The 23,790-nt window shown below is 64.3% G+C and carries 27 protein-coding genes and 4 pseudogenes; 21 read left to right on the top strand and 10 right to left on the bottom strand.

Going from position 1 to position 23,790, the window contains the following annotated elements; translation table 11 throughout:
- The first annotated feature begins 73 nt into the window (after positions 1–73).
- Both M446_RS09010 and M446_RS09005 read left to right on the top strand, forming a co-directional pair.
- Positions 74–1,273: an IS256 family transposase gene (locus M446_RS09010; RefSeq protein WP_012330728.1), complete on the top strand. Its 1,200-nt coding sequence runs from the start codon at positions 74–76 to the stop codon at positions 1,271–1,273.
- Between the two features lie 304 nt (positions 1,274–1,577).
- Positions 1,578–1,847, top strand: a complete 270-nt coding sequence (locus M446_RS09005) for a hypothetical protein (protein WP_012331789.1) — start codon at positions 1,578–1,580, stop codon at positions 1,845–1,847.
- Between the two features lie 258 nt (positions 1,848–2,105).
- Here the strand turns inward: M446_RS09005 and M446_RS37000 are convergent, their stop codons facing one another.
- Positions 2,106–2,300, bottom strand: coding sequence for a hypothetical protein (locus tag M446_RS37000; RefSeq protein ID WP_150108621.1), 195 nt, complete (start codon positions 2,298–2,300; stop codon positions 2,106–2,108).
- A 336-nt stretch (positions 2,301–2,636) separates the two neighbouring features.
- Here M446_RS37000 and M446_RS08995 point away from each other — a divergent pair, with 336 nt between their 5' ends.
- From M446_RS08995 to tnpC, 4 genes and pseudogenes are all read left to right on the top strand, one after another.
- Positions 2,637–3,701, top strand: a complete 1,065-nt coding sequence (locus M446_RS08995; protein WP_012331788.1) for an alpha/beta fold hydrolase — start codon at positions 2,637–2,639, stop codon at positions 3,699–3,701.
- 527 nt (positions 3,702–4,228) lie between these two features.
- Positions 4,229–4,483 (top strand): hypothetical protein, encoded by a 255-nt coding sequence (locus M446_RS36995; protein ID WP_150108620.1) that lies wholly within the window; start codon positions 4,229–4,231, stop codon positions 4,481–4,483.
- Between the two features lie 350 nt (positions 4,484–4,833).
- Positions 4,834–5,085, top strand: a complete 252-nt coding sequence (locus M446_RS35090; RefSeq protein ID WP_236728744.1) for a hypothetical protein — start codon at positions 4,834–4,836, stop codon at positions 5,083–5,085.
- Between the two features lie 459 nt (positions 5,086–5,544).
- Positions 5,545–6,823: pseudogene (tnpC, locus tag M446_RS08990) on the top strand (IS66 family transposase); the annotation flags it as partial.
- A gap of 103 nt (positions 6,824–6,926) precedes the next feature.
- On the opposite strand, the pseudogene M446_RS08985 reads toward tnpC, so the two are convergent.
- Positions 6,927–7,783: pseudogene (locus M446_RS08985) on the bottom strand (transglutaminase family protein).
- Between the two features lie 133 nt (positions 7,784–7,916).
- On the opposite strand from M446_RS08985, the gene M446_RS08980 reads away from it, so the two are divergent.
- From M446_RS08980 to M446_RS39675, 7 genes and pseudogenes are all read left to right on the top strand, one after another.
- Positions 7,917–8,300: a hypothetical protein gene (locus M446_RS08980; protein WP_012331787.1), complete on the top strand. Its 384-nt coding sequence runs from the start codon at positions 7,917–7,919 to the stop codon at positions 8,298–8,300.
- 14 nt (positions 8,301–8,314) lie between these two features.
- Positions 8,315–8,446, top strand: a complete 132-nt coding sequence (locus tag M446_RS38830) for a hypothetical protein (RefSeq protein WP_265576574.1) — start codon at positions 8,315–8,317, stop codon at positions 8,444–8,446.
- Between the two features lie 318 nt (positions 8,447–8,764).
- The gene (locus M446_RS08975) at positions 8,765–8,974 is read left to right on the top strand and encodes a cold-shock protein (RefSeq protein WP_018261828.1); all 210 of its coding nucleotides are present in this window, start codon (positions 8,765–8,767) and stop codon (positions 8,972–8,974) included.
- Between the two features lie 125 nt (positions 8,975–9,099).
- Positions 9,100–9,279 (top strand): hypothetical protein, encoded by a 180-nt coding sequence (locus M446_RS08970; protein ID WP_415926905.1) that lies wholly within the window; start codon positions 9,100–9,102, stop codon positions 9,277–9,279.
- A gap of 144 nt (positions 9,280–9,423) precedes the next feature.
- Positions 9,424–9,663, top strand: a pseudogene (locus M446_RS39680) (DUF6481 family protein); the annotation flags it as partial.
- A gap of 67 nt (positions 9,664–9,730) precedes the next feature.
- Positions 9,731–9,928 (top strand): hypothetical protein, encoded by a 198-nt coding sequence (locus M446_RS08960; RefSeq protein ID WP_012331783.1) that lies wholly within the window; start codon positions 9,731–9,733, stop codon positions 9,926–9,928.
- Between the two features lie 482 nt (positions 9,929–10,410).
- Positions 10,411–10,659, top strand: a complete 249-nt coding sequence (locus M446_RS39675) for a PilZ domain-containing protein (RefSeq protein WP_157182194.1) — start codon at positions 10,411–10,413, stop codon at positions 10,657–10,659.
- 1,015 nt (positions 10,660–11,674) lie between these two features.
- On the opposite strand, the gene M446_RS08955 is transcribed toward M446_RS39675, so the two are convergent.
- From M446_RS08955 to M446_RS08945, 3 genes are all read right to left on the bottom strand, one after another.
- Entirely contained in the window at positions 11,675–11,923 is a 249-nt protein-coding gene (locus tag M446_RS08955; protein ID WP_012331781.1) for a hypothetical protein, read from the bottom strand.
- 135 nt (positions 11,924–12,058) lie between these two features.
- Entirely contained in the window at positions 12,059–12,295 is a 237-nt protein-coding gene (locus M446_RS08950) for a hypothetical protein (RefSeq protein ID WP_050777474.1), read from the bottom strand.
- Positions 12,296–13,078: 783 nt separating this feature from the next.
- Entirely contained in the window at positions 13,079–13,324 is a 246-nt protein-coding gene (locus tag M446_RS08945) for a hypothetical protein (RefSeq protein WP_012331779.1), read from the bottom strand.
- A gap of 862 nt (positions 13,325–14,186) precedes the next feature.
- On the opposite strand from M446_RS08945, the pseudogene M446_RS08940 reads away from it, so the two are divergent.
- Both M446_RS08940 and M446_RS08935 read left to right on the top strand, forming a co-directional pair.
- A pseudogene (locus M446_RS08940) lies at positions 14,187–14,939 on the top strand (IS6 family transposase).
- 78 nt (positions 14,940–15,017) lie between these two features.
- On the top strand, positions 15,018–15,365 hold the full coding sequence (locus M446_RS08935) for a hypothetical protein (protein WP_012331778.1): 348 nt from the start codon (positions 15,018–15,020) through the stop codon (positions 15,363–15,365).
- On the opposite strand, the gene M446_RS08930 is transcribed toward M446_RS08935, so the two are convergent.
- Together M446_RS08930 and M446_RS08925 are read right to left on the bottom strand one after the other, a co-directional pair.
- Positions 15,366–15,797, bottom strand: coding sequence for a MucR family transcriptional regulator (locus M446_RS08930; protein ID WP_012331777.1), 432 nt, complete (start codon positions 15,795–15,797; stop codon positions 15,366–15,368).
- A gap of 239 nt (positions 15,798–16,036) precedes the next feature.
- Positions 16,037–16,507 carry a MucR family transcriptional regulator gene (locus M446_RS08925; RefSeq protein ID WP_012331776.1) on the bottom strand — a complete coding sequence of 157 codons (471 nt, stop codon included), beginning with the start codon at positions 16,505–16,507 and terminating at the stop codon, positions 16,037–16,039.
- A gap of 127 nt (positions 16,508–16,634) precedes the next feature.
- On the opposite strand from M446_RS08925, the gene M446_RS08920 reads away from it, so the two are divergent.
- From M446_RS08920 to M446_RS36990, 3 genes are all read left to right on the top strand, one after another.
- Entirely contained in the window at positions 16,635–16,829 is a 195-nt protein-coding gene (locus tag M446_RS08920; protein WP_012331775.1) for a hypothetical protein, read from the top strand.
- 76 nt (positions 16,830–16,905) lie between these two features.
- On the top strand, positions 16,906–17,364 hold the full coding sequence (locus M446_RS08915) for a hypothetical protein (RefSeq protein ID WP_012331774.1): 459 nt from the start codon (positions 16,906–16,908) through the stop codon (positions 17,362–17,364).
- Between the two features lie 591 nt (positions 17,365–17,955).
- Positions 17,956–18,372: a hypothetical protein gene (locus M446_RS36990; protein ID WP_150108619.1), complete on the top strand. Its 417-nt coding sequence runs from the start codon at positions 17,956–17,958 to the stop codon at positions 18,370–18,372.
- Between the two features lie 122 nt (positions 18,373–18,494).
- Here M446_RS36990 and M446_RS08910 read toward each other — a convergent pair whose 3' ends face one another.
- Both M446_RS08910 and M446_RS36985 read right to left on the bottom strand, forming a co-directional pair.
- The gene (locus M446_RS08910; protein ID WP_012331773.1) at positions 18,495–19,247 is read right to left on the bottom strand and encodes an IS6-like element ISMtsp2 family transposase; all 753 of its coding nucleotides are present in this window, start codon (positions 19,245–19,247) and stop codon (positions 18,495–18,497) included.
- 386 nt (positions 19,248–19,633) lie between these two features.
- Complete coding sequence (locus M446_RS36985) at positions 19,634–19,822, bottom strand: hypothetical protein (protein ID WP_150108618.1); 189 nt, start codon at positions 19,820–19,822, stop codon at positions 19,634–19,636.
- Positions 19,823–21,331: 1,509 nt separating this feature from the next.
- Between M446_RS36985 and M446_RS36980 the strand changes: the two genes are divergently transcribed.
- Positions 21,332–21,517, top strand: coding sequence for a hypothetical protein (locus tag M446_RS36980; protein WP_150108617.1), 186 nt, complete (start codon positions 21,332–21,334; stop codon positions 21,515–21,517).
- Between the two features lie 134 nt (positions 21,518–21,651).
- Here M446_RS36980 and M446_RS36975 read toward each other — a convergent pair whose 3' ends face one another.
- A complete protein-coding gene (locus M446_RS36975; protein ID WP_150108616.1) occupies positions 21,652–21,870 on the bottom strand; it encodes a hypothetical protein in 219 nt (72 codons plus the stop codon).
- Positions 21,871–22,781: 911 nt separating this feature from the next.
- Between M446_RS36975 and M446_RS35070 the strand changes: the two genes are divergently transcribed.
- Positions 22,782–23,273 carry an AAA family ATPase gene (locus M446_RS35070; protein WP_012331771.1) on the top strand — a complete coding sequence of 164 codons (492 nt, stop codon included), beginning with the start codon at positions 22,782–22,784 and terminating at the stop codon, positions 23,271–23,273.
- Positions 23,274–23,349: 76 nt separating this feature from the next.
- Positions 23,350–23,751: an ABC transporter substrate-binding protein gene (locus M446_RS08905; RefSeq protein WP_012331770.1), complete on the top strand. Its 402-nt coding sequence runs from the start codon at positions 23,350–23,352 to the stop codon at positions 23,749–23,751.
- Positions 23,752–23,790 lie beyond the last annotated feature (39 nt).

The raw sequence follows: 23,790 nt of genomic DNA, 5'->3' as shown, positions 1-23,790 counted from the left end.
CGCGGGGTGGTCATCGGCGGTTGCCGGGTAGGGTCGGGTTGCTGGCACCAACCGCGAACCCGAGAGACCTCCGATGACCGACGAGATGATGAGCCTGCGCGGGCTGCTGGAGAAGAGCGCCGACGCGGACCTGCTGCGCGAGATGATCGGCTTTGCGGCCGAGCGGCTGATGGAGCTGGAGGTAGGCGGCCTGACCGGGGCGGCCCACGGCGAGAAGAGCGCCGAGCGGCTGGTCCAGCGCAACGGCTATCGTGACCGGGACTGGCAGACGCGGGCGGGCACGGTCGAGCTGCGCATCCCCAAGCTGCGCAAGGGCTCGTACTTCCCGGCTTTCCTGGAGCCGCGCCGCATGGCCGAGAAGGCACTCACCGCCGTGATCCAGGAGGCGTACATCCAGGGCATCTCGACCCGCTCGGTCGATGATCTCGTTCAAGCCATGGGCGGCACCGGCGTGTCCAAGAGCCAAGTCTCGCGGCTCTGCCAGGAGATCGACGAGCGCGTGGGCGCGTTCCTTGACCGGCCGATCGAAGGCGAGTGGCCGTCTCTCTGGATCGACGCGACCTCCGTGAAGGTGCGCCAGGACGGTCGTATCGTCTCGGTGGCGGTGATCGTGGCGGTGGGCGTGAACAGCGACGGGCGCAGAGAAGTGCTCGGCATGGACGTTGGCCCCTCCGAGGCCGAGACCTTCTGGACCGACTTCCTCCGGAAACTCGCCCGGCGCGGTCTGCGCGGCGTGAGGCTTGTGATCTCGGACGCGCACGAGGGCATCAAGGCCTCGGTTGCCAAGGTGATGAATGCCACCTGGCAGAGGTGCCGCGTCCCCTTCATGAGGACCGTGCTGGCCCACGCCGGCCGCAGCGGGCGGCGCGTCGTGTCGGCCTTCATCGCCACCGCCTTCGCCCAGGACGACGCGGAGGCCGCCCGTCAGCAGTGGCGGCGCGTGGCCGATCAACTCCGGCCCAAGGTCCCTAAACTCGCCGCCCTGATGGACGCGGCCGAACCGGACGTGCTGGCCTACATGGGCTTTCCCGCCCAGCATCGGGTCAAGCTGCACTCCACGAACCCGCTGGAGCGCCTCAACGGCGAGATCAAGCGGCGCACCGAGGTGGTCGGCATCTTCCCCAACGAAGCCGCGATCACGCGCCTTGTTGGCGCGATCCTGCTCGAACAGAACGACGAGTGGGCCGTCCAGCGCGCCCGCTCCATCACCCTGGAAAGCATCGCCCCCATCGGCGATGATCCCCTCGTCAGCCTGCCCACCCTGGCAGCCTGATCGTCCCGGCCCCAGTCGGTGATCGGGGTGACCACGCCGAAGCTACACCACGCCTGGGGACACGACCCCATCCCCCACCACGAGCGGACCAACCTGCTGCAAGCCGAGTTGGCTGAAGCTGCAGAAGTCCGGGTGGTCTACGCGCCGCGGCGGTCCGCCCATGAGGCTCGCGCGCGAACCATAGCTCTCAGCCCGAACCACAGCTCTCAGCCGCGTCGTCCAGGCTGAAATCATTCCGCGGTCATCGGCTCGCTCCGCCTCCCACGTAAAAGACGCCGGTCTGCTTCCTGCCTAGGGTGGGACGTTGGTCGGGGGCGTCTCGAAGAAGCGTGAGCGGAAGACCTGGGCGCAGGTCGCGCAACTGATCGTGAACCAGATCCGGGGTCACCCGGGCGGCGAAAACCTGATCTTCCTCCGGTTTGACCGTGATGCCGAGAGTAAGGCGTCCCCGGGATTTTCTACAGGAACGGCGACCGCCTCCGTGAACGGAAGTCGCGTCTTCGCACGGTTCGCCGTCGAGCTGATGAGGTACTACAGCCGTGAGTACGACGTCACGTCGTTCACGCTGCGTTAGGGTCCGCGGTCCGCCCGCGAGGCCGTCGATCACAAGGACGTCGGCAGCTTGTCGCGCTGTCTCCTTACAGGTCGCCGATGTTGCTGATTCACCTATGTGGGGGACGCCTCTGCGAAGGAGGCGCACACCCTGGCTCCCGTCGGAAAGCCCGTCATGCAACGGTTGCCGAGGTCCCGAGCTCAGATCGAAGCCCTCATCCTGGCGGAAGCCCGCAGCAGCCCCGGTGGGGCGTGCGTTGTCGGGTTTCGGTTCACTCCTTCACCAGGCGGGAAGGATAGCCCGGGCTTTGCCCTCGATTTTAAGGGGGGTAGCGAAGAAGAGCATTTCAATATGGTGCAGACAGTTGCCGAGATGATCTGGCAGCTTTTTCGCATCTACGAGATGCGAACCTTCATGCTTCACTGAAGATCGTTGATGGTTCGCGAGGCTGTCAATCGCGAGGGGGCGGGTCATGCGGCAACTCCAACCGCGGCCCGCCCGGCCTCGGTCAGCGTCAGCAGCCCGAGCCAGCGGTGGTGATTGCGTCGAGGGTGCCGAACCGGACGCCATCACCTGATCGGCGTGGCGTCAGGACAGGTGAACTCAAGGCTGAACGCGACAGCAAGCAGGATCAGCCTGTTGTAAACCAATTAAAAAAGCTGAGAGTCTGATCAGACGTTCCTCAATTATATAGACAGTTGCCTCTAGTCGGACACGTCCATGCTCGACCGTGCTGGATTGCGCTGTGTCATCTCGGCGGAACAAACCGCACAGCATCAGCTTGATCCGGCCTGGACCAAGCGAGGATGCATGCACGACGACCGCACTGACGCCACGAAGCCGGACATCGACCGCCGGACCTGGCTGGCACCCGCCTTGATCGGGTCCGCAGCAGCCCTCGGCGCGTCGGCATTGTACACTGTCGCGAAAGCCCGTGAGGCCGAGCGCCGTCACCCGCCCATCGGCCGCTTCATGACCGTCGATGGCGTGCGCCTGCACTACGTCGAACGCGGGCAGGGCGACCCCCTGGTGCTCATCCACGGCAACGGCACCATGATCCAGGACTTCCTGGTCAGCGGCATCGTCGAGGATCTCGCCACGCGCCACCGCGTCATCATTATCGACCGTCCCGGCTACGGCTACAGCGCGCGGCCGCGGGCTCTCTGGACGCCGAGGGCACACGCGACCTTGTTCCAGAAGGCGCTGAAGCGTCTCGGCGTGTCGCAGGCAGTGGTGCTCGGTCATTCGTGGGGCAGCTTGGTCGCCGTCGCCCTCGCGCTGCAGGCCCCGCACCTCGTACGCAGCCTCGTGCTCGCCTCGGGCTACTATTATCCAACGCTGCGGGCCGATGTGGTTCTGTTCTCGCCGCCGGCGATCCCGGTGGTTGGCGACGTCATGCGCTACACGGTGTCACCGGTCGTCTCCCGGCTCATCCTGCCGGGGTTGTTCAAGGCCATGTTCGCGCCTGCCGCGGTGCCGGAGCGCTTTGACGAGCAGATGCCGAAGGAGCTGATGCTACGCCCCTCTCAGCTCCGAGCTGCGGCCGAAGATGCGGCGCTGATGACGCCCGTCACGGTGGGGCTTCAGGAGCACTACCGCGACCTGATGCTGCCGGTGGTGATCGTGACGGGTGCGGACGATCAGATCGCGGATGTTGGCCGGCAGTCCGAGCGGCTGCATCGGGAGTTGCCTGACAGCGAACTCATCGTCGTTCCGGGAATGGGGCACATGATCCATCACCTGGCGCCCGATCAGGTCATCAAAGCCGTCGCGCGTGCGGCGGAGCAAACCAGCGTCAAAGCTGGCCACGAGCGGAGACCAGTCAAGGTCGGTGCGAATGAAGCCTCATTCCGAATGTCCAAGCCTGCTGCTTGAATTCGTTCAGAGCGGGCAGGTGGAGCAGGCCGGTACGGCAGCAGGAAGCATCCTCGCCTATCTGGCCGGCCTGCCAGACCTGCAGGCGCAAGTTCTCGCCCTTGACGATCTTTAGGACGAGTTAGCGGAACGCTGCGCCTCCCTCGCCGTCAGCGGCGAGGCCGAGGACCGACATATCGCCGTTGAGGACGCGATCGAGCAGGCGCGAGGCACCCTGAAAGCGCAATCGCAGTGATCACGTCCATCCTGCGGACAAAGAGTCAGGTGAGGATGCTGTACAACCAGCAACCGAGCAGCAGGGCGCGGCGCGGGACGGTCCTTGTCGCGCGAAGCGCCTCCCCGGGAGGTTAGTCTTGATCGCAGCAGGCTCGCGCCCCAACGTCCGACAGCCTCCATTCGGGACAGAACAGGTGCGGGCCCGGGTCAGGGGCGCACCGCCCGAGGGAACCCGATCACACGCTTAAACTCGAGGGAATGAAGAAGGATCATATGCTGTAATCTGCCCAAACCAGGTGCGGGAGGATCAGATGTCTGCGAATTGGAAGGCAGTTAAAGAAGACTTGGATTGGAGCCTGAATAAAGGGAATGATGTGAAGGGGCGAGCTGAATTGAAGGAAGCGTTCAGCAAAGGAGACGCTAAAGCCATCAGCTCGGCTAATGAAGCGTTCAAATTAGGGCAGCGAGATAATCACAAGTTGGCAAATTTTTTGAGATGTGCGCACGAAGATAGTAATAGACTATACAATATTGGTCGAAAGCTGATCAATCTAAAGCCGGTTTGAGATCTGAAGAAGGTTTCATCATGGACGGCTTCGGATAATGAAGGCCAGCGGCCTCACCCTGGCACAGCGATGCCGTAGAGGTCGACGCACGGCGTACCGCGGCAGGCCTCGCGCATTCGGGCGGCGGTCGATGCCGTTGAGCAGGAGGTCAGTAAGGTCGGAACGTAGGGCAGGCACGCTCATCCGGCCGTGGCGATCCGCTCCTACCGCGCACGCTGCTGTGGCGATGGCAATGTGGAGCCCGTCCTCGATCTCCCCGGCGGTAATAGCCGGCCATCGGCCCTCCCCGAATGTGGGGGACAGAGGACTGCTTCTGGCGCACACTCCGTTCTTGGCCGGAGGCGCCTTCGATGCAGCGTGAGCGGAAGACGTGGGCGCAAGTCGCGCGAATGATCTTGATACAGATCCAGGGTCGCCCAGGAGGCGAAAATCTGATTGCACTCCGATTTAATCCAGTCGCGGCTGGCAATGTTTTTCCGGGCTTCTCCATTCAGACAGCAACCAATTCAGCGGACGAAAGCCGCGCGTTCGCTCAAACCGTGGTCGAGCTGATGAGTCATTACAGCCGCGAGTACGAGATCAGCTCGCTTACGGTACACTAGCTTTAGCATGTCGCCCTCGAAGCTATCGATCACGAGAGGGTGGGTCGTGCCGGGGCGTGTCGCAAATGTTTAACGGCCGAAAAATCTCCTCCGAACAGAGAATTACAATGCCTGCTCGCCGCCTGCTCACCCACTCCGACGAGGTCAGTGAACTGGTTTGACGGGCCTGATATCGCCCCGTCGGACCGGGGTGCGCCTCTGCCGGGAGCATAATTCTCTACGGCCAAAACCTTTGCGACACGCCCGGCCTCAAAGGCTCACCGCACAGGCACAACATCCCCCTCACCAATAGCATGGCCGGACCGCTCGGGGGCAACTCGGCCTGATGCTGGAGCGGACCATCTCCGCCAGCAATTACCCAGGGGGTGCGCTCGGTCGCGGCGTGACGCCGGCGAGGAGCCGATGGGGGCGCTCGCGGCGCCTCTTGCCCGGAGCCGCTTTGGCTGATTCCCTCGGGAGATGGGCCGCCACGATTTGGAACGTCTGAGCAAAGAGGAGTTGATCGAACTGGTGCTGCGCCTGCAGCGGCCGGAGAAGACCTCGCGCACCTCCTCCAAGCCGCCCTCCACGGATCGCAAGGAGCGGCGCGAGCAGGCCAAGCCTGGCGGCGCCAAGCCGGGTCACGAGGGGCATAGCCGCGCGCTCAGTCCCGATCCTGACGAGGTCGTCGCCCACCGCCCAGGTCAGTGCCCCTGCTGCGGCGGTACCCTGGCGGCCGACCTGCCCGCCGAGATCGTCAGCGTGTGCGAGCAGATCGAGTTGCCCGCGGTGACGCCGTTCGTCACCCGGCATCAGCGGCTCGCGGTGCATTGCCCCTCATGTGGCACCCGCGTCGTCGCTCCGGTGCCGCGGGAGGCGTGCGGCACACCGTTCGGTCCGCGGCTGCACGCGGTGGCGGTGTACCTGAAGACCTTCCAGGCTCTGTCCTACGAGCGCCTGCAAGCCGCGCTGGGCGACCTGTTCGGGCTGACCCTGAGCCAGGGCGGGCTGATGAACCTGCTGCGGCGGGCCCAGGGGCAGTTCCGCGTTGGTCGCGAGGCGGCGGTCTCGGCACTGCGCCGGGCCGCGGTGGTCGCCTCGGACGAGACCGGCGTACGCATCGAAGGCAGCAACGCGTACCATTGGGTCTTCCGCTCGGACGAGGCGGTCGTTCATCACGCCGCCCCGACGCGCGCCGCCGCGGTGGTGCACGCGATGATGGACGGGCACCGGCCCGCGGTGTGGCTGTCGGACCGCTACACCGCCCAGCAGGGGGGCCACGGCGCGCGGCACCAGACCTGCCTGGCGCGTCTGGCGCGACGTCGCCTACGCGGTCGAGGTCAGCGAAGATCCGGTGCCGCTGCGCCTGCAGTTGTGGCTCGGGTCCGTGTTCAGCCTGGCCGAGCGCGTCATCGACTTGGCGGCCTCGACGCTCTCGGCCAAGCGCCGGGCACTGGAGCGGCAGCTGTCGGAGATCCTGTCCGCCCCGAGCCGTTGCGACCTGAGCCGCGCTCTGCAAGCCAAGATCGGCAGGGCCCGTGATCAACTCCTGGTCTTCCTCGACCATCCCGGGTGCGTGGCGGTCACCAACAACGGGTGTGAGCGCGCTCTGCGCCCGGCAGTGGTGCAACGCAAGGTGACGAACGGCTACCGTGCTATGTGGGCGGCCGCAGGCGAGGCGGACGTGCGCACGGTCGTCGACACCGCTCGCCTCTCGGGGGCCGGCACCTTCGCCACCCTCCTCAAGACCATCGGCGCCCGATCGTGCCCCGCGCCGCCCACCTCATCGCAGATAAGCTCAGCCGGCTCCGACACCGGGCCGGACCCCCCTGGGTAATTACCTCCGCCAGCAGGATCGCTCATCACGAGGCGACGCTGACCTCGACGCTCATGTTCTGGAAGGCGTTCGTTGCGCCAAGAAGGCTGCCGGCCACCGGCATGGCCTGCCGGATGTCGCGGGCGACGGCGACCGGGATCAGGTTCGCGCCGCCCATGCTGTGGTTGGGTCGAACGTGATCCAGCCCGCGCCTGGCACGTAGACCTCGCCCCACGCGTGCGTCGAGCCGGCATTCGCCGAGCCTACCAGGGTCTGGGTCGGGTGATAGAGGCAACCGGAGACGATCCGGGTCCCGAAGCCGAGGCTGCGCACGGCTTCGACGAACAGGGTCGCGAGATCTCGGCAGGACCCTTGTGCGAAGGACAGGCTTTGGCTCGGCGACTGCGTGCCTTCGTCCTCGCGGGCTTGGTAGGCAACGCACCGGGCAACACCGGCACTCGGATCCTGCAGCAGCGACAGGGTATCCGTCGGGTTCCCCGCGACGAAGCCCTGCGCCCAGGCTCTCAGCCCTCCATCGTCAGGGTATTGCTGAACCGTCAGGAGGCCGAGGTCGCCCCACTCGTCGTCGGAGTAGCGAAAGGGATAGGAGATGGCGGAAGCAGCGATCGGAAAGACCGGGTAGGCTGCAGCCGAAAGAACGACCTGCGCGACGCTCTCGATCACGAGCGTATCCGATGGCTGGCCGAACGTGGCCGTTGCCACGGCATTGCCGAACACGTCGTTGGCCCAGCTCAGCGTGGCTCAGGGCGTCAAAGTGATGTTGCTGGACACCAAGCGCACGTCGCGGTTTTCGCGCGGTCGCAGCATCAGCCGATGCGCCCCGAGTGTCACGGGGTGCCGAAATCGGTAGAGAGTTCGGTGCTGGATGTGCAGGTCGACCATCGCTTGCTCCTCGTGCCGGCCGGAACAGCACCGATGCTTCCGGCCGCGATCCCCATCACCACGCCTCCAAACCGATCGGTTTGCTCCGGCGATCCTCGAAACTGCGACTCGCGGCGCCTCCGAGTTAACGGACATGGACGAGGAAAGCTGTCATGTTAGCCGCGCGAAGATGAAGGTTGGCCGGATGACGGACCGCTCGATCGAACTGGACGAGCGGCGCGGGATGGCCGCTCAGAAGGCCACGACGCTCCGCCGCAGGCGGGCCGCCGTGAAAGCACAACACGCGGACCTTGTCGCGCGCCAGCACGACCTCGAAGCCAACCTGTTCTCGGCGGAAGCCGCGACGTGGCCGGAAGCGGTTCAGAAGGCGCGATACCTGCTGGAGCGCTTCTCCGCCTCGCTGTCCTGCGACGATCCTCGCTTGCACAGCATGGTGGCTGCCGTGCTGGCTGATTTCACGCGCCTGTCGGAGTCGGTCACGTCAGATGGACGAGACGGGGCGGCCCCCGACGTCTGACCAGGGGGATCCTCATGAGTGACGATCGCAAGCGCGGAAACCGCGAAGCCAAGAAGCCGAAGAAGGAAAAGCCGAAGACCATTGCGGCTGCCCCGAGCACCAAGGGCCAGGCGGTTACAACCGCCAAGTCCGGGGCGAAACACTAGCGCAGCCAGTTGCTTAACCGTGCCGCACTCGTCCCGGCGTGCCGCCGGATGTGGTTGCCGAATAGGCCCGTCCGAACGCGCGTTTGGCCACAAGCGGAGCAGGGTAGCGAGGTCTTTTCATCTGGGCGCCTTGCCATCGGTGCTGAAGCGGCCCATACTAAGCGTATCGATCTTTGGCCGGACTTCCGGGCCTCGTCGCCCTGCTGAGCGGGGCGCATGCTCTGACACTCTCTCCAAATCCTATCGATCATCCGAGCCTTGGCGCTGCTGATCGCGCGCCAAGCTCACGCCTGCACTTACGAAACTATGGATACGACTATGAGCATCGGCACCGTGAAGTGGTTCAACGGCCAGAAGGGCTTCGGTTTCATTCAGCCGGAGGATGGCAGCAAGGACGTGTTCGTTCACATCTCCGCCGTCGAGCGCGCGGGCCTGCAGACGCTGTCTGAGGGCCAGAAGGTCTCCTACGAGATGGAGACGGATCGCCGGAGCGGCAAGCAGTCGGCCGGCAATCTCCGGGCGGAGTAGTCCGGTTTGCACCGGGGTGCGGACCTCGTCGTCCGTACCCCCTGCTCCTCACGAGGAGTCCGAACTCGAATGGATTTCACAACGTGGATTTTACTTTCACTTCAGTCGCAAATTGCCAGCCCGTCTTGATCGAAGTCGAAACGTTTCAGGTACAGCAGATCTGGAGGCAGCAGGCTCAGGAACGGCTGGATGTCAGTCACCTGATCGACCGCACCTACCGCTACCACTCGGTGCGGGAGTTGCGCTGGCACCTCGCCGACCGGTTCTCGGGCCCGGTCCACTCGCTCAGCCTGAGCCGAGTCTGACGGATGGGCGGGTTCAAGGAGGCCTCGTTCGGCGAGCGGCTGAAGTCCTCCGCCGAGGCCAGAAGCGCCATGCTTGTCCGCTCCGCGCGGAGCGCAGCGGACGATGTAGCGCTCACGGCGCGGCGCGCCTAGCGGCAGGCCGTCGCCGAGGCGCGCATCACGCGGTTGGTCGAACGGGAAGCCGCCCGCCAGGCGGAGGCGGCCCGCGTACAGGCCGAGCAGGCCGCGTTACGCGAGCAGGAGGCTGTGCTGCGCGAGAAGGAGGCCGCGGATCAGGCGCGGGATGTCGCTGAGGCGTCGGCCCGCGCGACGACGCTCCAGGCCGAGCAGAAAGCCGCGCGGGATGCCCGGTACGCGGCGCGCAAGGCGCGCCAACGCGGCTGAGCGAGCTTCGCCAACGCCGCAGCGTGCTTGAGAACGACACGTCGTCCGCCAACATCAGGAATAATCAATGTCGCACAAACTCAAGCTTCATCAGAACGTGAAGATGCGTCCGGCCGGATTCTCCGACAAGCTCGTGAGCAGCGGCGAGGTCTTCGAGATCGTGCGGCTGATGCCGGAGGATCGCACTGGGGAAGCGACTTACCGCATTCGCTCCCGCATGGGTGAGCGTGCGGTTCGGGAGAGCGAGATCGCTCCGGCTCTTTGAGCATGCGTTCTCAACCGGAACGCGGCGACCAAGCACGGCTGTTCATCCGGCCCGGCCTCCACTCATGAGTATCGTTTGTCTGGAACCTGGATGTTGGATCGCCGGCTGACGGCATGGGAAGGCCGCACCAACCCCCACCTGAACTGTCCTTATCGATCCAGGCCCGCCTCCCCATTGCGTATGTTTGATTGGACGATTGGAGGAGAAACGGCCAGGGCCAAGAACTCGTTACGGGGGCAGCCCGCATTTCCTCCGGTGCGGGGTTCAAGCCGCGCCGGACGGCCACGAGCGCCTACCCGCCGCATAGAGCCAGAATGTTCCTGGAGTCGTTAGAGCCAATCGCTGGTGATTTGCACAAACGTGTCGTTGTGGGACGGCCTTGGCCATTTGAAGATTCACCCTAGAAACTGAGCTGTATCCAAACCTTCTGCGCTGTGCGACTGTGAGCGTGAGGGCTTAATCTCGAGCTCCTAGGATTGATTGTGCCCGACCTGAATTCCGATGCGGGGCTGTTCGGTCCTGAATTTGGAACCATCTCAACGGTTGACTCTGTTGGGATTTCCCTATGTGGTCTCCGCGAGATCTCACCTGGCGGGGCACGGTTGCTCGTGCCGCCTGAGGCGGAGTTCCCAGACGACCTGGACCTCATGTTCGGCCCGCGTCCGATCAGGGTCCGTTGCAGCGTCGTTTGGCGGGCTCCAGGCCAGTTAGGCGTGGCATTCCTGACATAGGACCTGTGGCTCGACCGCCACTGCAACGGGGGCATCCGCTCCGGCCAGCAGGCCCTAACTTGCAGTCCCCTGCGGCGGCAGGTCCGGGAATGAGATCGTTACGGTCACGCCAGCGTCGCTGCGGATGTCGATCTCGCCCTCGATCTGCTGCACCAGGGAGCGCACCAGACCATAGCACGTCGCCACCGATCGCGACCAGCGCCGGCTCGCCCCCAGGGCCAACCTTCGGCCCCGCCATCGCCGCGGCGGTTCGGCCGGTGAATAGGTCGACGCCCATGCGCGCGTTGTAGTCCTCCGCCCGCTCGGACCTCGAAGCCCCGGTCGTGGCCTCGAGCGGGGTCTTGGCGGAGTTGAGCTTCGCGAGCGCCCGGCGCTCGGTCGTGTGCAGCTTGCGCAGGGCGTGCCAGAGCTGCGCGTCGAAGTCGGTGTTGCCGCAGATCGGAGCCAGACGGTCCCGAGACAGCCACTGCGCGATCCCGAACGCCCCCGAGCGCGGGTTCACCGAGGTCAGGCCGCCGCGGGCCTCCACGGCCGACCAGCGCGCCACCAGGGCCTTCGCGCCCAGCTCCGAGAGCCGCCCCCTTCACCAGAACGTCGACCGCGTGCTGCTGCCGCTCCGCGGTCCACCAGCCGCCGATGCCCGCGTTGCCCCGGAGCCGCGGGAGAGCACCACGCAGGGTGGGCGCGGAGCCGCCGCTACCTCCCCGCCCCGCCGGCCACCGGAACGCCGTACACGCCCCCGCCTGAGCCCCAGAGCCGTCCAGGCCGGGCCCGCAGCTGCGCATGGACCACAGCGGGTGCTGGATGATGGCGTCGACGCGCTGCGGGCCTCGCAGTCGTTCAGGGGCGGAGCGCCGAGGGTGCTGCCGCCGCTGCAGGCGCCTTCCCCGGCCCTTACAGCGGGCGCGGGGGCGGCCAGCGGACTTCATCCGGGCGTTCGGGGCTCTGCCGGGGTTCTGAGCGGGATCAGGCGCAGTGTGGCCGGCCACCATGGCGAGAGCCGACGTGTTGCTTCTCACCCCCTGCGCAACCGACGCGTATTCGCACGGACCTTCCGGCGGTATCCGCTCACGACGTGGCCGGGCGACTTGCCGGTCGCGAGTTGCATCGCGGCTTCAATAGCCGCCAGCAGTTTCTCGCTCACCATGAGCTGCCCTTCCGTTACCGCGGCGGGTCCGCCCAGCGCGATCTTGGCGAGGCGCAGACTGATCACTGTCTGAGCCTCAACGCCGAGCATCATCAGGTTGACGCCGAGCTTCCACACGGGGCCGAAGTTCGAAGCTGGCAAATTGGTGTTCCTTGTGCGGGAGGAGAAGCGTGGGCTGGCCAACGGGACACGGAGCAGCCCGGCCCGCGCGTGGGGTCTCTGGCGCCGGACGCGTCGAGCCGTTCTCGTTCGCTAGTCGATCGAACCCGTACGGGCCGGCGCCTCAGGCGCGGCACCGAGCTGGGGCTGGCGCGAGGCGGCGACAGGCTGCGGGGAAACACTCAATTCGGACGAAGGCCGCACCTTGGCGGTTTCGCGCGCCATCTCACGGAAGAGAGGTGGGGAGACCGTCATACTTGTGTCGCCAGCGCGGACGGGGGCGGCAGCGGCAGTGATGGCGAACATGCACACGCAGAGCGTGGTGCGCATCGGAACCTCCGAATTTTGAAATCTCTCGCGCCAGATGAGCACCGATTGCTGCATTGCACAATAGGTTATTTGAGCAAGAAATATGGTGCATGGCTAAATATTTTAAGTACTATCGTTCATATGTGCAGGAATGCCACAGGCAGAATGTGATTTTTGCCCATGTTTATGGCAACTTAGCTATTCGGAAGGCCAACCGCGGTGCGGATTTGAGCTTTAAGGCGCTCGTCGCCAGGGCTCCTCATTTCCGAACGTGTGCACCAGCTACGTCGATCTACTTAGCTGGCATGCGTCCGGTACATGTTCAGAATTCTGCCCGCCAGACGCTTCCTCAAGCCACCACTGCGCGTGTGCGCCTACGTGCCTGATCCGGCTGACGTCGAGCCTTGCCCGATCCCTCATGGAACGCCCGCCCTGCCCTTAACCTCGGATCTGGGGTGCGGCGGACATCCCCGCCCCCCCTGACAAGGCCGGCCTGGAGCGCCACGAAGCCCAGAGTGCTCGTCCCGCCGCATGGGCTTGCTGAGATCCAGGGTTCCACAGGCGAAATGCGGGTTTAGTCATCCACGTCCACCTCCTGCTGCTTGCTACAAGCGTGGCAGAAGAGGTCCTGGTAGACGTGCTCGCGTTCCTCCTGGCTGGCCGGCAGTGCGCCACAACGCTTGCAGGTGACCGCCAGACAACGGCTTCGGTTCGAGGCCACTCCTTCGGGCCCATTGCTCAGCTTACTGTTCATGCATTGTACGATGCACTCATATTGCGGTGCAACAATGTCCGCCTACCGCATCAGTTCACCCATCCAGTGTTGGGAACGCCGAGCCACTCCAGCGCGGCCGGGAAGCTTGGAAAGGTGTGGACCGGGTTGAGGAACGGCACCGGCGGTGTCACGCCCGGCGACCACGTCAGCAACTCGATGTGCCAGTCACGTGAGCGGCGGTGCGGCTGCACATCTCGAACGAGGCTCGCGATGATCTCACCGTCGAGCAGGACGTCGTAGGAGCCGGGAGCCAGAGGGACGAGAGTGTAGGTCATCCCGCCCTCCTACGGGGTGCCCCGGCACGAAGGCCAGGAAATTTCAGGCACCGATGCCCCTTCGCGGCGGCTCCAGCGCCGCCTCCAAGGACGAGCCAGGGTCCGCCCGGCGAAATGGTTAACGATCGGTCGGCGGCATGCTGCCGGGCGTGACCCACTATGTTCGGCCAAGCGGACGCTCGCGGCCCGTCGCATGACGCGCACGCATGAGCTTCCAGCCCTGCCGCGCCCCGCTCCCGCGATGGCGCTGCTGCATCTCTAGGTGGCGCCGGCGGGCCTGCGACCCTGCCTCCCGGCAGCCTGACCGGGCGTGTCGCAAAGATGTTTGGCGTAGAAAATCATGCTCCCGGCACGGGCGCACTCCGGTCCGATGGGGCGATATCAGGCCCGTCAAACCGCTTCGCCGACCTCGTCGAAGGGGGGTGAGCAGGCATTGTAACGCGCTGTTCGGAGAAGATCTTTTCGGCTGTTGAACGTTTGCGACACGCCCCGCAGACCCGCCACCTCGCCCGTGGGGGGAGGGTGCAGATCTGCGCAGGGCACGCCTACTGAGAGGGATAGATCTGTGAATCCAGGGCCGCGGAACCCGGGTGAGGCTGCCGGGAGGCAGGTCGCAGACCCGCCACCGCTACCTAGAGGTTCGGGTCAGGATTCGCGGAAGCCGGGCGCGGCAGGGCCGGAAGCTCATGCGTAGCCGTCATGCGACGGATCGCGAGCGTCCGCTTGGCCGAACGCGAAGAGCCACATGGGCCGGGGCGCCGCCTGACTATTCGTGGGCCTGTCGCAAACGCGATGGGGCCCCGCGTTCACGGGCCGTTAGCCATGCCCGCCGAGCTTGCCGCCTCCGCTCCGGAGCCGGCCCATGATCCTCAACACCTTCGCCCTCAAGCTGAAGCGGCAGGCCCGCGGCGACTTCCGGGGCCGGCATTTCGAAGCCACGCTGAAGTGTGCAGGCTGTCTCCTGGTCCCTGCGCTACGCGCTGAGCTACGGCGACATCGAGGAGATGCTCCTGGAGAGGGGTCTCACGGTCGACCACTCCACCATCAACCGCTGGGTGCTGTCCTACGCGCCCGCCAACGAGCGGCGACTTCGCCGCTCCCCAAGCCGCATTGCGGGACCGTGCGCGTGGATGAAACGTACATCAAGGTACGCGGCCAATGGCGCTACCTGTACCGGGCCATCGACAAGCATGGCGAGGCGGTCGACTTCCTGCTCACCGCCAACCGCGACCTGGAGGCCGCCAAGCGCTTCTTCCGCAAGATGCTGCAGGATCAGCCGCTTCTCGCGCCCGACCGGATCGGCACGGACGGCGCCGGCCCCTACCCGCCGGCGATCGCCGAGAGCCGCAAGGAGGGCCTGCTGCCGCGCGCTCCGACCCACCACGTCAGCAAGCACCTGCAGCAGGGGATCGAGAGCGACCACTTCCGGGTGAAGCGGGCGATGCCGCGGGTGGGCGGGTTCCGCTCCTTCCACACGGCCCGGCGCACGATCCAGGGCTTCGAGGCGATGCTGTGGCTGCGCAAGGGCTCCGGGTTCGCGGGCGCGTGGACCGTGCGGGAGCAGAACCACCTGCTGGCCACCTGCTTCGGCCTTCCCGTTGCGAACAAAGCATGAAAGCGGGGCGGCAGAGGTCCTTCTGCGGCCTGAACCCGAGTTTGCGACACGCCCCGCTGGCTCACGAAGCGGGCTGCCGTGGACGAGCCGGCCGCGGACGACTACGTGACCGAGAGGGCGCGGCTGACCGCGGCGCGGGCCGACCTCGCCGGGCTGGAGCTGGCGCAGCTCCGCGGCGAGTTGGTGCCCGCCGACGACATCGAGGCGACCTGGGGCGCGGCGGTCGGCGCGATGCGATCCCGGCTGCTCGCCCTGCCCGCCAAAACGGCGCCGCGGGTCGTCACGATGAGGACCGCGGCCGAGGTCGCCACCCTGATCCGCGGCGAGTTGATAGACATTTTGATCGAGTTGGACGGGATCGAGGTCGCGGTGACGTCGCCGATCCGGTCGGCAGACGCGGAGGCGGACCGCGACCCCGACGAGTAGCTACTTGCCCTTCTGGCCCGCGGCGCGGCGGGACTGGCCGAGGCCGATGCTCTTGGCAAGCTCGGAGCGCTGCGCGGCGTAGTTCGCCGCCACCATCGGGTAGTCGGGCGGCAGGCCCCACTTCTGCCGGTACTGCTCGGGCGTGAGGCCGCGCGTCCTGAGGTGCCGCTTCAGCGACTTGTACTGCCGACCGTCCTCAAGGCTGATGATGAAGTCCGGCGTGACCGTCCTCTTGATCGGCACGGGCGGGACGAGGGGTGCGGGCTCGGCGGCCGACGGCTTGGAGAGCTGGATTAGCGCGTCGTGCACCGAGGCGATCACCCCCGGCAGGTCGCCCATCGGGGTCGCGTTCTTCGACACGTACGCGGCGATGATCGCGGCGGTCAGTTCGATCGCGTCAGTCTCGGAAGCGTTTTCTCGCATCTCGGCCATCTTTTGCCATCTTTGTTGAAGCTTCGAACGATTTGAAGCCGCGCTAGATCGGCAATCAAGCTGGCAAAGTCAAGCGGCACTGACAGTCTTTGCCGCACGATTACGGTATGTAGCCGCTATGTTCTGTGCCCATCTTTGGACTTGTTTTGGTATGGGGAGAGGCGGGCGGCCAGCACTCGGCCGCCCGCCTCCTCCCGTGCTCGCGTGAGCGGGAGGGGCGGGCGTATGAGGTGCACGAACTACTTGGGCGTACCCCTCGCGCCCCCTCGACGGATGGCCCCGAGGCCCATGCTCTTGGCAAGTTCGGAGCGCTGGGCCGCGTAGTTTGGCGCCACCATGGGGTAGTCCCTCGGCAAGCCGTACATCTGCCGATACTCGTCAGGCGTCAGACCGTTCTTGGTGAGATGCCGCTTCATGGACTTGTACGGCTTTGCATCGATGAAGCTGATCAGAGCGTCCGGCGTGATCGATTTGCGGATCTGGGTCGGGGTGGCCTTCGGCTTCTCCTCGACCGGAGGCGCGGCGGGCTTTCCGAGATCGCCGAGAGTGGCACCTACAGCAGCGATCAGGCTCGGCAGGTCGTCTGGCCGAACCGAGTTGTTGGACACGTAAGCGGCTACAATACCAGCAACTAAGCTTATAGATCCTGCGGCCTCAGTATCGGCAAGATTGGCATTGACGTTAGCGTTATTATGTTGACCTCTTTCCATTTCTTTACTCCGTTTTGCCCTGCCATGCTAGAATGGTTCTATATAGCAAAATCGACAATGTGCGCAAGCACATACGCAAGACGTTAGTCTAAGATGCTGCCCCAGTCTTCACATAGGTAATTAGACGATGACAGACGAGAGCTTACGTTTCAGGATTAGCGTCGACGATCAGTTCTCGGCGCCGCTGGCGAAGCTTCAGGGCGCCCTTCAGCGCGTCGCCAAGGACGACAGCGTCGTGTCGTTCCGCGAGGAATGGACCGAGGTCGGCCGGGCCGTCGATAAGGTCGGCGGCGTTCCGGAGGCCGGCGGGGGGCGGAGGTAGCGGCGGCTCCGCGCCTACCCTCGACGGCGCTCTCACGCGGCTCCGGAGCAACGCAGGCATCGGCAGCTGGTGGACGGTGGAGCGGCAGCAACACGCGGTCGACGTGCTTGCGAAGGGCGGCGCCTCGGAGCTGGGCGCGAAGGCCCTGGTGGCGCGCTGGTCGGCCGTGGAGGCCCGCGGCGGCCCGACCTCGGTGAACCCGCGCTCGGGGGCGTTCGGGATCGCGCAGTGTCTATCTCGGGACCGTCTGGCTTCGATACGCGGCTACGCCGGCTTCAACGCGCGGCTCCAGCACGCCCCGCACGAGCTACACACGACCGAGCGCTGGGCCCTCGCGAAGTTCAACGCCGCGACCACCCCGTTCGAGGGCGCGACGGGCGTCCCGATGTCCGAGCGGGTCGAGTGGGTCAAGTCGACAGCGGGCGGCTACTCGCGCCTGCGCGACGACGAGGTCGTGAACGACCTCAAGAACGGTCCTCCCGGCCGCGCCGCGGCGAGCCGGATCGGTGACGCGATCAAGGCGGGGCTGGTCTAGGCATCGTAGGTCCGGTTCCGGGGCAGGGTCGCTATGGGTGGAGGCTGTGTGAAAACGCAAAGGCGGCAGGAGGATCTTCCCTCGATAACCCTGGGCAGCGCCGGAATAGGCACCCAGTTGGCATCTCGGCCGCCATCCAGGATGCTCGGATAACGGCTGTGTAGAAGATTATTCTCCGATTTCGGAGCGCGCCTGAGTTTTCACACGGCCTCGGTGGACAGCGGACCTCAGAACGGCCTGGCTGATTGGGTATTGACCATTGCAGCTGATCGGGTTGTTCACTGACATGCGATGCGCGGGGCTACCGCACGCCGGCGATCCGGCGGCCATGGCGCGAGATCCTGATCATCGCTGCCGGTCCGCCTGCGGGCGGGCAGGGGGCGCCGCGCGCCTCCGCGGGGCGTATCCGCCGACAAAATGAGCTCCTCTGCCGTTCATCTAGGATATTATCATAGGTTATTTTTATCTGGCACCCTGCGATTATACTGAGGTGCATATGAACTCCTCGATTGAGATAATGAATAATGATACTTTTTCTGCAAGTTTTATTGTGAAAACAGCCGCTGATCTATCGACGTCCAGGAGGCTAACATGGCGAAAACGGTTGTGGTCACGCCCGGCCCGAATGGCGGCACACGTACAGATGTCACGGAATTCAACAATGAGATTGTGAATACACAAACACAGTTTGAGGATTTTCAGTACGACACAAATATCTTAGACGGCGGTGTTCATAACAATCATGGAAATGATCACTCTGTTACGCAGTACGATTATACGACTTACGCCTTGTTATTTACAACAGAGGCGACGGGAAATATAGTAAGCAACGCAAATCACTATCATCAAAATACATCAGTTCTCTATAGCGACGCTTTAGGGATAATAACACAGCAGCATAGTATACTAAACTATGGTGATAGTGGTTCAAATATCAACATACTCGTGAGAACAGACGGTGCAATTCAGCATATTCACGACAATACCCATACTGACTCGCCTATCTGAGGGTGACGGGCGCGCCGAAGCAGGTCAATCAGAGTTCGAGCGGCATCCCGTAGCGGCCTGATCCGCGCGGGCGTGTCGCAAACCCGGCTGTGAGGCGCAGAAGGGCGTCTACCGCCCCGCTTTCACACTTTGTTCGCGACGAGAAGACCAAAGCAGCAGGCGAGGAGCTGGTTCTGCTCGCGCACGGTCCACGCGCCGGCAAAGCCGAAGCCCTTGCGCAGCCACAGCATCGCCTCAAAGCCGCAGATCGTGCGGCGGGCCGTGTGGAACGAACGGAAGCCGCCCACCCGCGGCATCGGCCGCTTGACCCGGAAGTGGTCGCTCTCGATCCCCTGCTGCAGGTGCTTGGTGACATGGTGGGTCGGTGCCCGTGGCAGCAGGCCCTCCTTGCGGCTCTCCGCGATCGCCGGCGGGTACGGGCCAGCGCCGTCCGTGCCGATGCGGTCAGGGGCAAGCAGTGGCTGATCCTGCAGCATCTTGCGGAAGAAGCGCTTGGCGGCCTCCAGGTCGCGATTGGCGGTGAGCAGGAAGTCGATCGCCTGCCCGTGCTTGTCGATGGCCCGGTAGAGGTAGCGCCACTGACCCCGCACCTTGATGTAGGTCTCGTCCACGCGCACGGTCCCGCAATGCGGCTTGCGGAAGCGGCGAAGTCGCCGTTCGATGGCGGGCGCGTAGGACAGCACCCAGCGATTGATGGTGGAGTGATCCACCTCCATGCCCCGCTCCAGCAGCATCTCCTCGATGTCGCGGTAGCTGAGGGCGTAGCGCAGGGACCAGGAGACGGCTTGGACGATCAGGGTGGCTTCGAAGTGCCGGCCCCGGAAGTCGCCGCGGGCCTGTCGCTTCAGCTTGAGGGCGACGGCGTTGAGGATCATGGGCCGGCTCCGAGGCGGAGGCGGCAAGCTGGGCGGCTATGGCTAACGACCCGTGAACGCGGGCCCGTTCGTGTTTGCGACAGGCCCCGGTGGAGCAGACAGCCCTCTCGAAGCTGCTCTCGCACGGCTCGGGAGAGAGCTAGGCCTGTGAGGCAGAGGCCAGCGGAACCGTCGCAAGGGCTGCTGAGACGGCAGGGGGTATCGACCGGATCGGCTTACGAGATTCGACAGCTGCCCGCTCGTCACCGTAGCCGACGGATCCAGAGGCGCTCTGCGCGCGGATGAGCGGCAACGACGAGCGTTAGGGCACCGGCAACACCGGCGAGCATCGCGATCAGTTCCAATATGATCTGCGTGCGGCGGTCTGCAGGGCATTCCCGGAAACTTTAACCACCTCGTCCGGCGGTCTGCAGGGCACTCCCGAAATTTTTCATCACCTCACTAACTGAACTACTTAATCCGCCGACAACATTATCAAGCTCACAATCGTTGAGATCACGGTCCTTGAGTTCGCAGGCCATTTCAGAGCCTTGACGATCAAGATCGTGGTGTGTGGGTTCTTTTTTCTCACTCATGTGCGCACCTATAGTTTTGCGCATGGATGCTGATCTGCGCTCGATATCATGAGCCGTATCCAGCAATCGGGAGTATAAACAATCCTTCACACGCCATATGTGTGCAGGCGCACCCTCAGCGCGCGCCCGAATTAGGGGCTGCGCGCATCGCAGGTGGTGCTCCCACACCAGTCGACCGCTAACGCGAACGCGGATCGTCATCGCGTCGGGACACGCATGCAGACCCCGTCGCCAAGGCAGCCGAGTACCGGCAGCAAGCCCAGGATGCGCGAGCGGGCGGCGTGGCTGTCCGTCAGCGAGGTCCGCGAGCAGCTCCTGGAGCTGGCGCAGCGCCTTGGCCCTGGCGGATGCCGAGGATGAGCGGGTGCGCAGGGAGGTCGAGAGGGGCCAGTTCTGGGTGCGCCTTGCGCGCGCGGAGGCTCGCCGCATTCAGGTCCCCGATGCGGTAGCCGACTCGAGTGCCTAGCCGGACGTACGGCGGACCCTCACCCCTGCTGCGCCATCTGCGCAGATAGCGGTCCGACACGCCGAGGTGACCCGCCGCCCCGCGTTCACTCAGCACCCGACCCGCATGTCCACCGCCCGGATCAACAAAAAGGTCGTCCGGGCAGCCGTCGAACATGTTGTTACCCACGCTCTACCTCCAAAAAGGTTGCACGCAGGAACATACAGCTCCTGTATCGAGGCGGAAGGGACCGGAAAGGCCCGCCACTCGACTAGATGCAAGTCTACAAGATATCTATGTGCGGTATCGCCTTATTTTGAACACGGCGCCAATTGCTGAAATGCTGACACCCCTGTCAGGCGAAGTCACCCGGGTGGGGGCTGTCTCGCCTTCGCGATAGCGGGCCGGTAATTCGCCCCGTAGCGCGACCCTGCCTTCGTGCGAGGGCCGCCCCCAAGGGACCCAACCGGAGCGGGGGGGGGGCGGAGCGCAGCCATGCCTTCGCCTCGGCGAGCCCGGCACTGCCTCACGCCGGCTGTCGCGTGCCCGCACCGCCTCCGCCGTCCTCGCGCCTGCTGCGCTGCTGTCTTCACGCCGGTTGTCGCGCGGCAGGCGACCGGGCGCATAGGTGGAACCGGTCCGGCCGCCACCCTTGCGTGGCGCACTGAGTTGGCGATGCTGCGCCCGTCGCTCTTGGAGACCGCCACCTTGCAGCGCGGCAGGCAGCCGGCCCTCCGTGGGGTGGCCTGGCCGTCATCCACCGTGCACTGGACCTCGGCATACTGCGCGTGCCGCGCCTGAGGGCTGTACCGCACGGCTCGCGGACGCGGCAGGCAGCCAGGTGCTCTCTCCCCTCTGTCGCCCGGCCGCCACTCGCCATGCGGCGGCAGCATGTCCGTTTAGGCATACCTTAGAGAGGCACCACTAATGGCTGAGGTGCGCATCACGATCATTGTGCGGTCGAGCACATATATGTTGGGTCAGCCATGCTATGAATTTCATGGCCTAGATACTTGTCGCAAGATGAGGTGACGGCATCCGGCTCACAGATCTGGAGATCTAATATGCCGACAGACAAGCCAGAAATTATAGCCAATGATCATAACGAAATCGACGCTATTACAGATGAGGAGCTTGAAATCGCAGCCGGTGGAACTTCTCATAAAACATCAGCAAACATAAAATCGGTAGATAGTCAGGCCGATTTTTTAAAAATCACAATTTCCAATAGTATGATCTCAGGATATTAGTTTGCAATTCTAGTGACAGTGTGAATTTATTTGCACGAGTGTGGCTAGAAAAAGCAGTTCTCGGTCTTCGCGGCAGAGGGGCTATGAGTATTACACCCATTGACCCCTCGGTTATTATAGTGCTGCTAGGCTATTCACAGACAGTGCGAACAGTTGGACGTACCTGGGAATTTCGGCCCACCAGAAAGCGCGAAACCATCAGCGACCGCTGTGCCGAACGCAACCGTCGCTTTGATGACCGTGGTCGCTATCTTGCCCAGCCCCTCCGGGGTCAGACCGCCCGCGACATGCTCGAGGTCATCATCGGACAGTTCAGAGGGCTGAAGGTCGATGGTAATGAGGGTGCGAGACATGGCCGTATTCCTCATTAGAGATTGGAGTACGATAAGACTTACCCGGCCTTAATCTGTGCGAGATTGCACCTTTGGGCTCGGGAGGCAGAAGGTGCTCGGCTATCCCCGCTTTACGCTTTGTTCGTGATGGAAAATCCGAAGCAGTGCGCGAGCAACTCGTTGTGCTCCCGCACGCCCCAGGCGCCTGAGGACCTCAAGCCCTTATGCGGCCACACATTGACCTCTTCAGACCGTCCGGCTTCCACCATGGCGGGCTCTTCTCGTTCCATAGGCCCGCCTTACGCGAATGGCGCTGCTTCCCGCCGGCCCAGACCCTGTTCTCGCCCGACGAGCTCGCCCTGATGAACCGCTACGCGGATGCGGTGCGGGCGACCCACATCCCGAACGGGACCCGGATGCCGGACGGTGCCCCCGTTCGACGGCGAAGGCTTCGAGTTGCTGACAAGCGCTCTGGGTGTCCTGCTCGTCCATGGAGGCGCGGAGATCGGCTCTGACCTACACGGGCGGGCCGGTCGGTTCGCTCCGGATGGTCTCCTGATCGACGGTTCGCTTTGAATGGTCGGCGCGCCTTTTTGAACCGGCTCCGGGCTGGTCCGGCAGGGCTACACCCAAATCGTACCACACGAACCGGCTGCTCAGGGTGGCAACCGGACCTTGACCTCTGGCCACGAAGCGGATGTTCCGCATCCGACCCAACTTTGCTGCTCACACAAAGGCATGCAGAACATGAAACCAGACACGCGAGCGCTGGACTGAAAGCGCACGCGCTGGCATCATCGAGGCATGACCTTCCTTGTTCACATCGCGGCGACCGCGAGCATGGGGCGAATTAACCGCCCGGCCTGATGCGTCGGGCCGGGACCGTCCGTATGTGAACATCATGCGCTTAGCGTCTCTCAAGGTCGAAATGCATGTCTTTGAACAAACCCACGCTGCACCTTGTGTGCGGTAAGATCGCGGCTGGAAAATCAACTCTCGTCGTGGAATTGGGCCGTCGCCCAAGCACGGTGATCGTGAGAGAAGATCACTGGCTTTCCCGCCTTTATCCCGGAGAACAGAACAGCTTGGCTGATTATGTTCGCAATTCCACACGGTTGCGGAATGCCATCGCGCCGCATTTGGTAGATTTGCTCCGTAACGGGCTCTCACTTGTGCTTGACTTTCCTGCAAATACACCAAGCAGTCGAGCATGGATGCGCACCTTGTTCGAGGACGCGGGATGCGCGCACCAGCTTCACTATCTCAACGTTACAGATGAGATTTGCAAATCCCGCCTGCGTCGCAGAAATGAGAGTGGAGAGCACGAGTTCATCGTCAGTGACGAAGATTATGATCTCTTCACAAGCTTCTTCGTTCCACCGTCCCCCGACGAGGCATTCGAAGTTGTTCTGCACAACCAGTAGCGCGGCCGGACGGGATGCTGATGACCAGCCAGCGCCGGACGCGGCGTGATGCCCGGCGCTCGTCGAGGAGCGAGCGATGAGACGACGCGACATTCTCATCGGGCCTGTCGGCGCCCTGCTCGGCGGCGTAATGGCCCGCGCTGTGCGGGCGCAGTCGCCGACGCTGCCGATGATCGGGTATCTCGGCTCCGAGACGCCCGAGCGCGTTGCCAGCCGGCTCGAGGCCTTTCGCAGGGGGCTCGCCGACGCCGGGTTCGTCGAGGGCCGCGACGTCGCGATCGCCTACCGCTGGGCAGACGGGCGCTACGAGCAGCTGCCCGCGCTCGCCAAGGAGCTGGCGGGCAGCGGGATCGCGGTCCTGGTCGCCCCCGGGGGTGCGCCCGTGGTGCCTGCGGCGCGCGCGGCGACGGGGACGATCCCGGTCGTCTTCGAGGGGCCTGTCGCAAACGCGAACGGGCTCGCGTTCATGGGTCGTTAGCCATACCCGCCCAGCTTGCCGCTCCGCCTCGGAGCTGGC

It is taken from the genome of Methylobacterium sp. 4-46 (assembly GCF_000019365.1).
GTDB lineage: Bacteria > Pseudomonadota > Alphaproteobacteria > Rhizobiales > Beijerinckiaceae > Methylobacterium.
Note: the sequence above shows the minus strand (reverse complement) of the source record. Positions and strands in the feature narration are given on the sequence as shown.

What these genes read in the sequence shown, in the direction of transcription:
- M446_RS09010 (WP_012330728.1), top strand. Translation starts at nt 74, where the DNA reads ATGACCGACGAGATGATGAGCCTGCGCGGGCTGCTGGAGAAGAGCGCC.
- M446_RS37000 (WP_150108621.1), bottom strand. Translation starts at nt 2,300, where the DNA reads ATGACCCGCCCCCTCGCGATTGACAGCCTCGCGAACCATCAACGATCT.
- M446_RS08995 (WP_012331788.1), top strand. Translation starts at nt 2,637, where the DNA reads ATGCACGACGACCGCACTGACGCCACGAAGCCGGACATCGACCGCCGG.
- M446_RS36995 (WP_150108620.1), top strand. Translation starts at nt 4,229, where the DNA reads ATGTCTGCGAATTGGAAGGCAGTTAAAGAAGACTTGGATTGGAGCCTG.
- M446_RS35090 (WP_236728744.1), top strand. Translation starts at nt 4,834, where the DNA reads ATGCAGCGTGAGCGGAAGACGTGGGCGCAAGTCGCGCGAATGATCTTG.
- M446_RS08980 (WP_012331787.1), top strand. Translation starts at nt 7,917, where the DNA reads ATGGACGAGGAAAGCTGTCATGTTAGCCGCGCGAAGATGAAGGTTGGC.
- M446_RS38830 (WP_265576574.1), top strand. Translation starts at nt 8,315, where the DNA reads ATGAGTGACGATCGCAAGCGCGGAAACCGCGAAGCCAAGAAGCCGAAG.
- M446_RS08975 (WP_018261828.1), top strand. Translation starts at nt 8,765, where the DNA reads ATGAGCATCGGCACCGTGAAGTGGTTCAACGGCCAGAAGGGCTTCGGT.
- M446_RS08960 (WP_012331783.1), top strand. Translation starts at nt 9,731, where the DNA reads ATGTCGCACAAACTCAAGCTTCATCAGAACGTGAAGATGCGTCCGGCC.
- M446_RS08950 (WP_050777474.1), bottom strand. Translation starts at nt 12,295, where the DNA reads ATGCGCACCACGCTCTGCGTGTGCATGTTCGCCATCACTGCCGCTGCC.
- M446_RS08945 (WP_012331779.1), bottom strand. Translation starts at nt 13,324, where the DNA reads ATGACCTACACTCTCGTCCCTCTGGCTCCCGGCTCCTACGACGTCCTG.
- M446_RS08930 (WP_012331777.1), bottom strand. Translation starts at nt 15,797, where the DNA reads ATGGCCGAGATGCGAGAAAACGCTTCCGAGACTGACGCGATCGAACTG.
- M446_RS08925 (WP_012331776.1), bottom strand. Translation starts at nt 16,507, where the DNA reads ATGGAAAGAGGTCAACATAATAACGCTAACGTCAATGCCAATCTTGCC.
- M446_RS08920 (WP_012331775.1), top strand. Translation starts at nt 16,635, where the DNA reads ATGACAGACGAGAGCTTACGTTTCAGGATTAGCGTCGACGATCAGTTC.
- M446_RS36990 (WP_150108619.1), top strand. Translation starts at nt 17,956, where the DNA reads ATGGCGAAAACGGTTGTGGTCACGCCCGGCCCGAATGGCGGCACACGT.
- M446_RS08910 (WP_012331773.1), bottom strand. Translation starts at nt 19,247, where the DNA reads ATGATCCTCAACGCCGTCGCCCTCAAGCTGAAGCGACAGGCCCGCGGC.
- M446_RS36985 (WP_150108618.1), bottom strand. Translation starts at nt 19,822, where the DNA reads ATGAGTGAGAAAAAAGAACCCACACACCACGATCTTGATCGTCAAGGC.
- M446_RS36980 (WP_150108617.1), top strand. Translation starts at nt 21,332, where the DNA reads ATGCCGACAGACAAGCCAGAAATTATAGCCAATGATCATAACGAAATC.
- M446_RS36975 (WP_150108616.1), bottom strand. Translation starts at nt 21,870, where the DNA reads ATGTCTCGCACCCTCATTACCATCGACCTTCAGCCCTCTGAACTGTCC.
- M446_RS35070 (WP_012331771.1), top strand. Translation starts at nt 22,782, where the DNA reads ATGTCTTTGAACAAACCCACGCTGCACCTTGTGTGCGGTAAGATCGCG.
- M446_RS08905 (WP_012331770.1), top strand. Translation starts at nt 23,350, where the DNA reads ATGAGACGACGCGACATTCTCATCGGGCCTGTCGGCGCCCTGCTCGGC.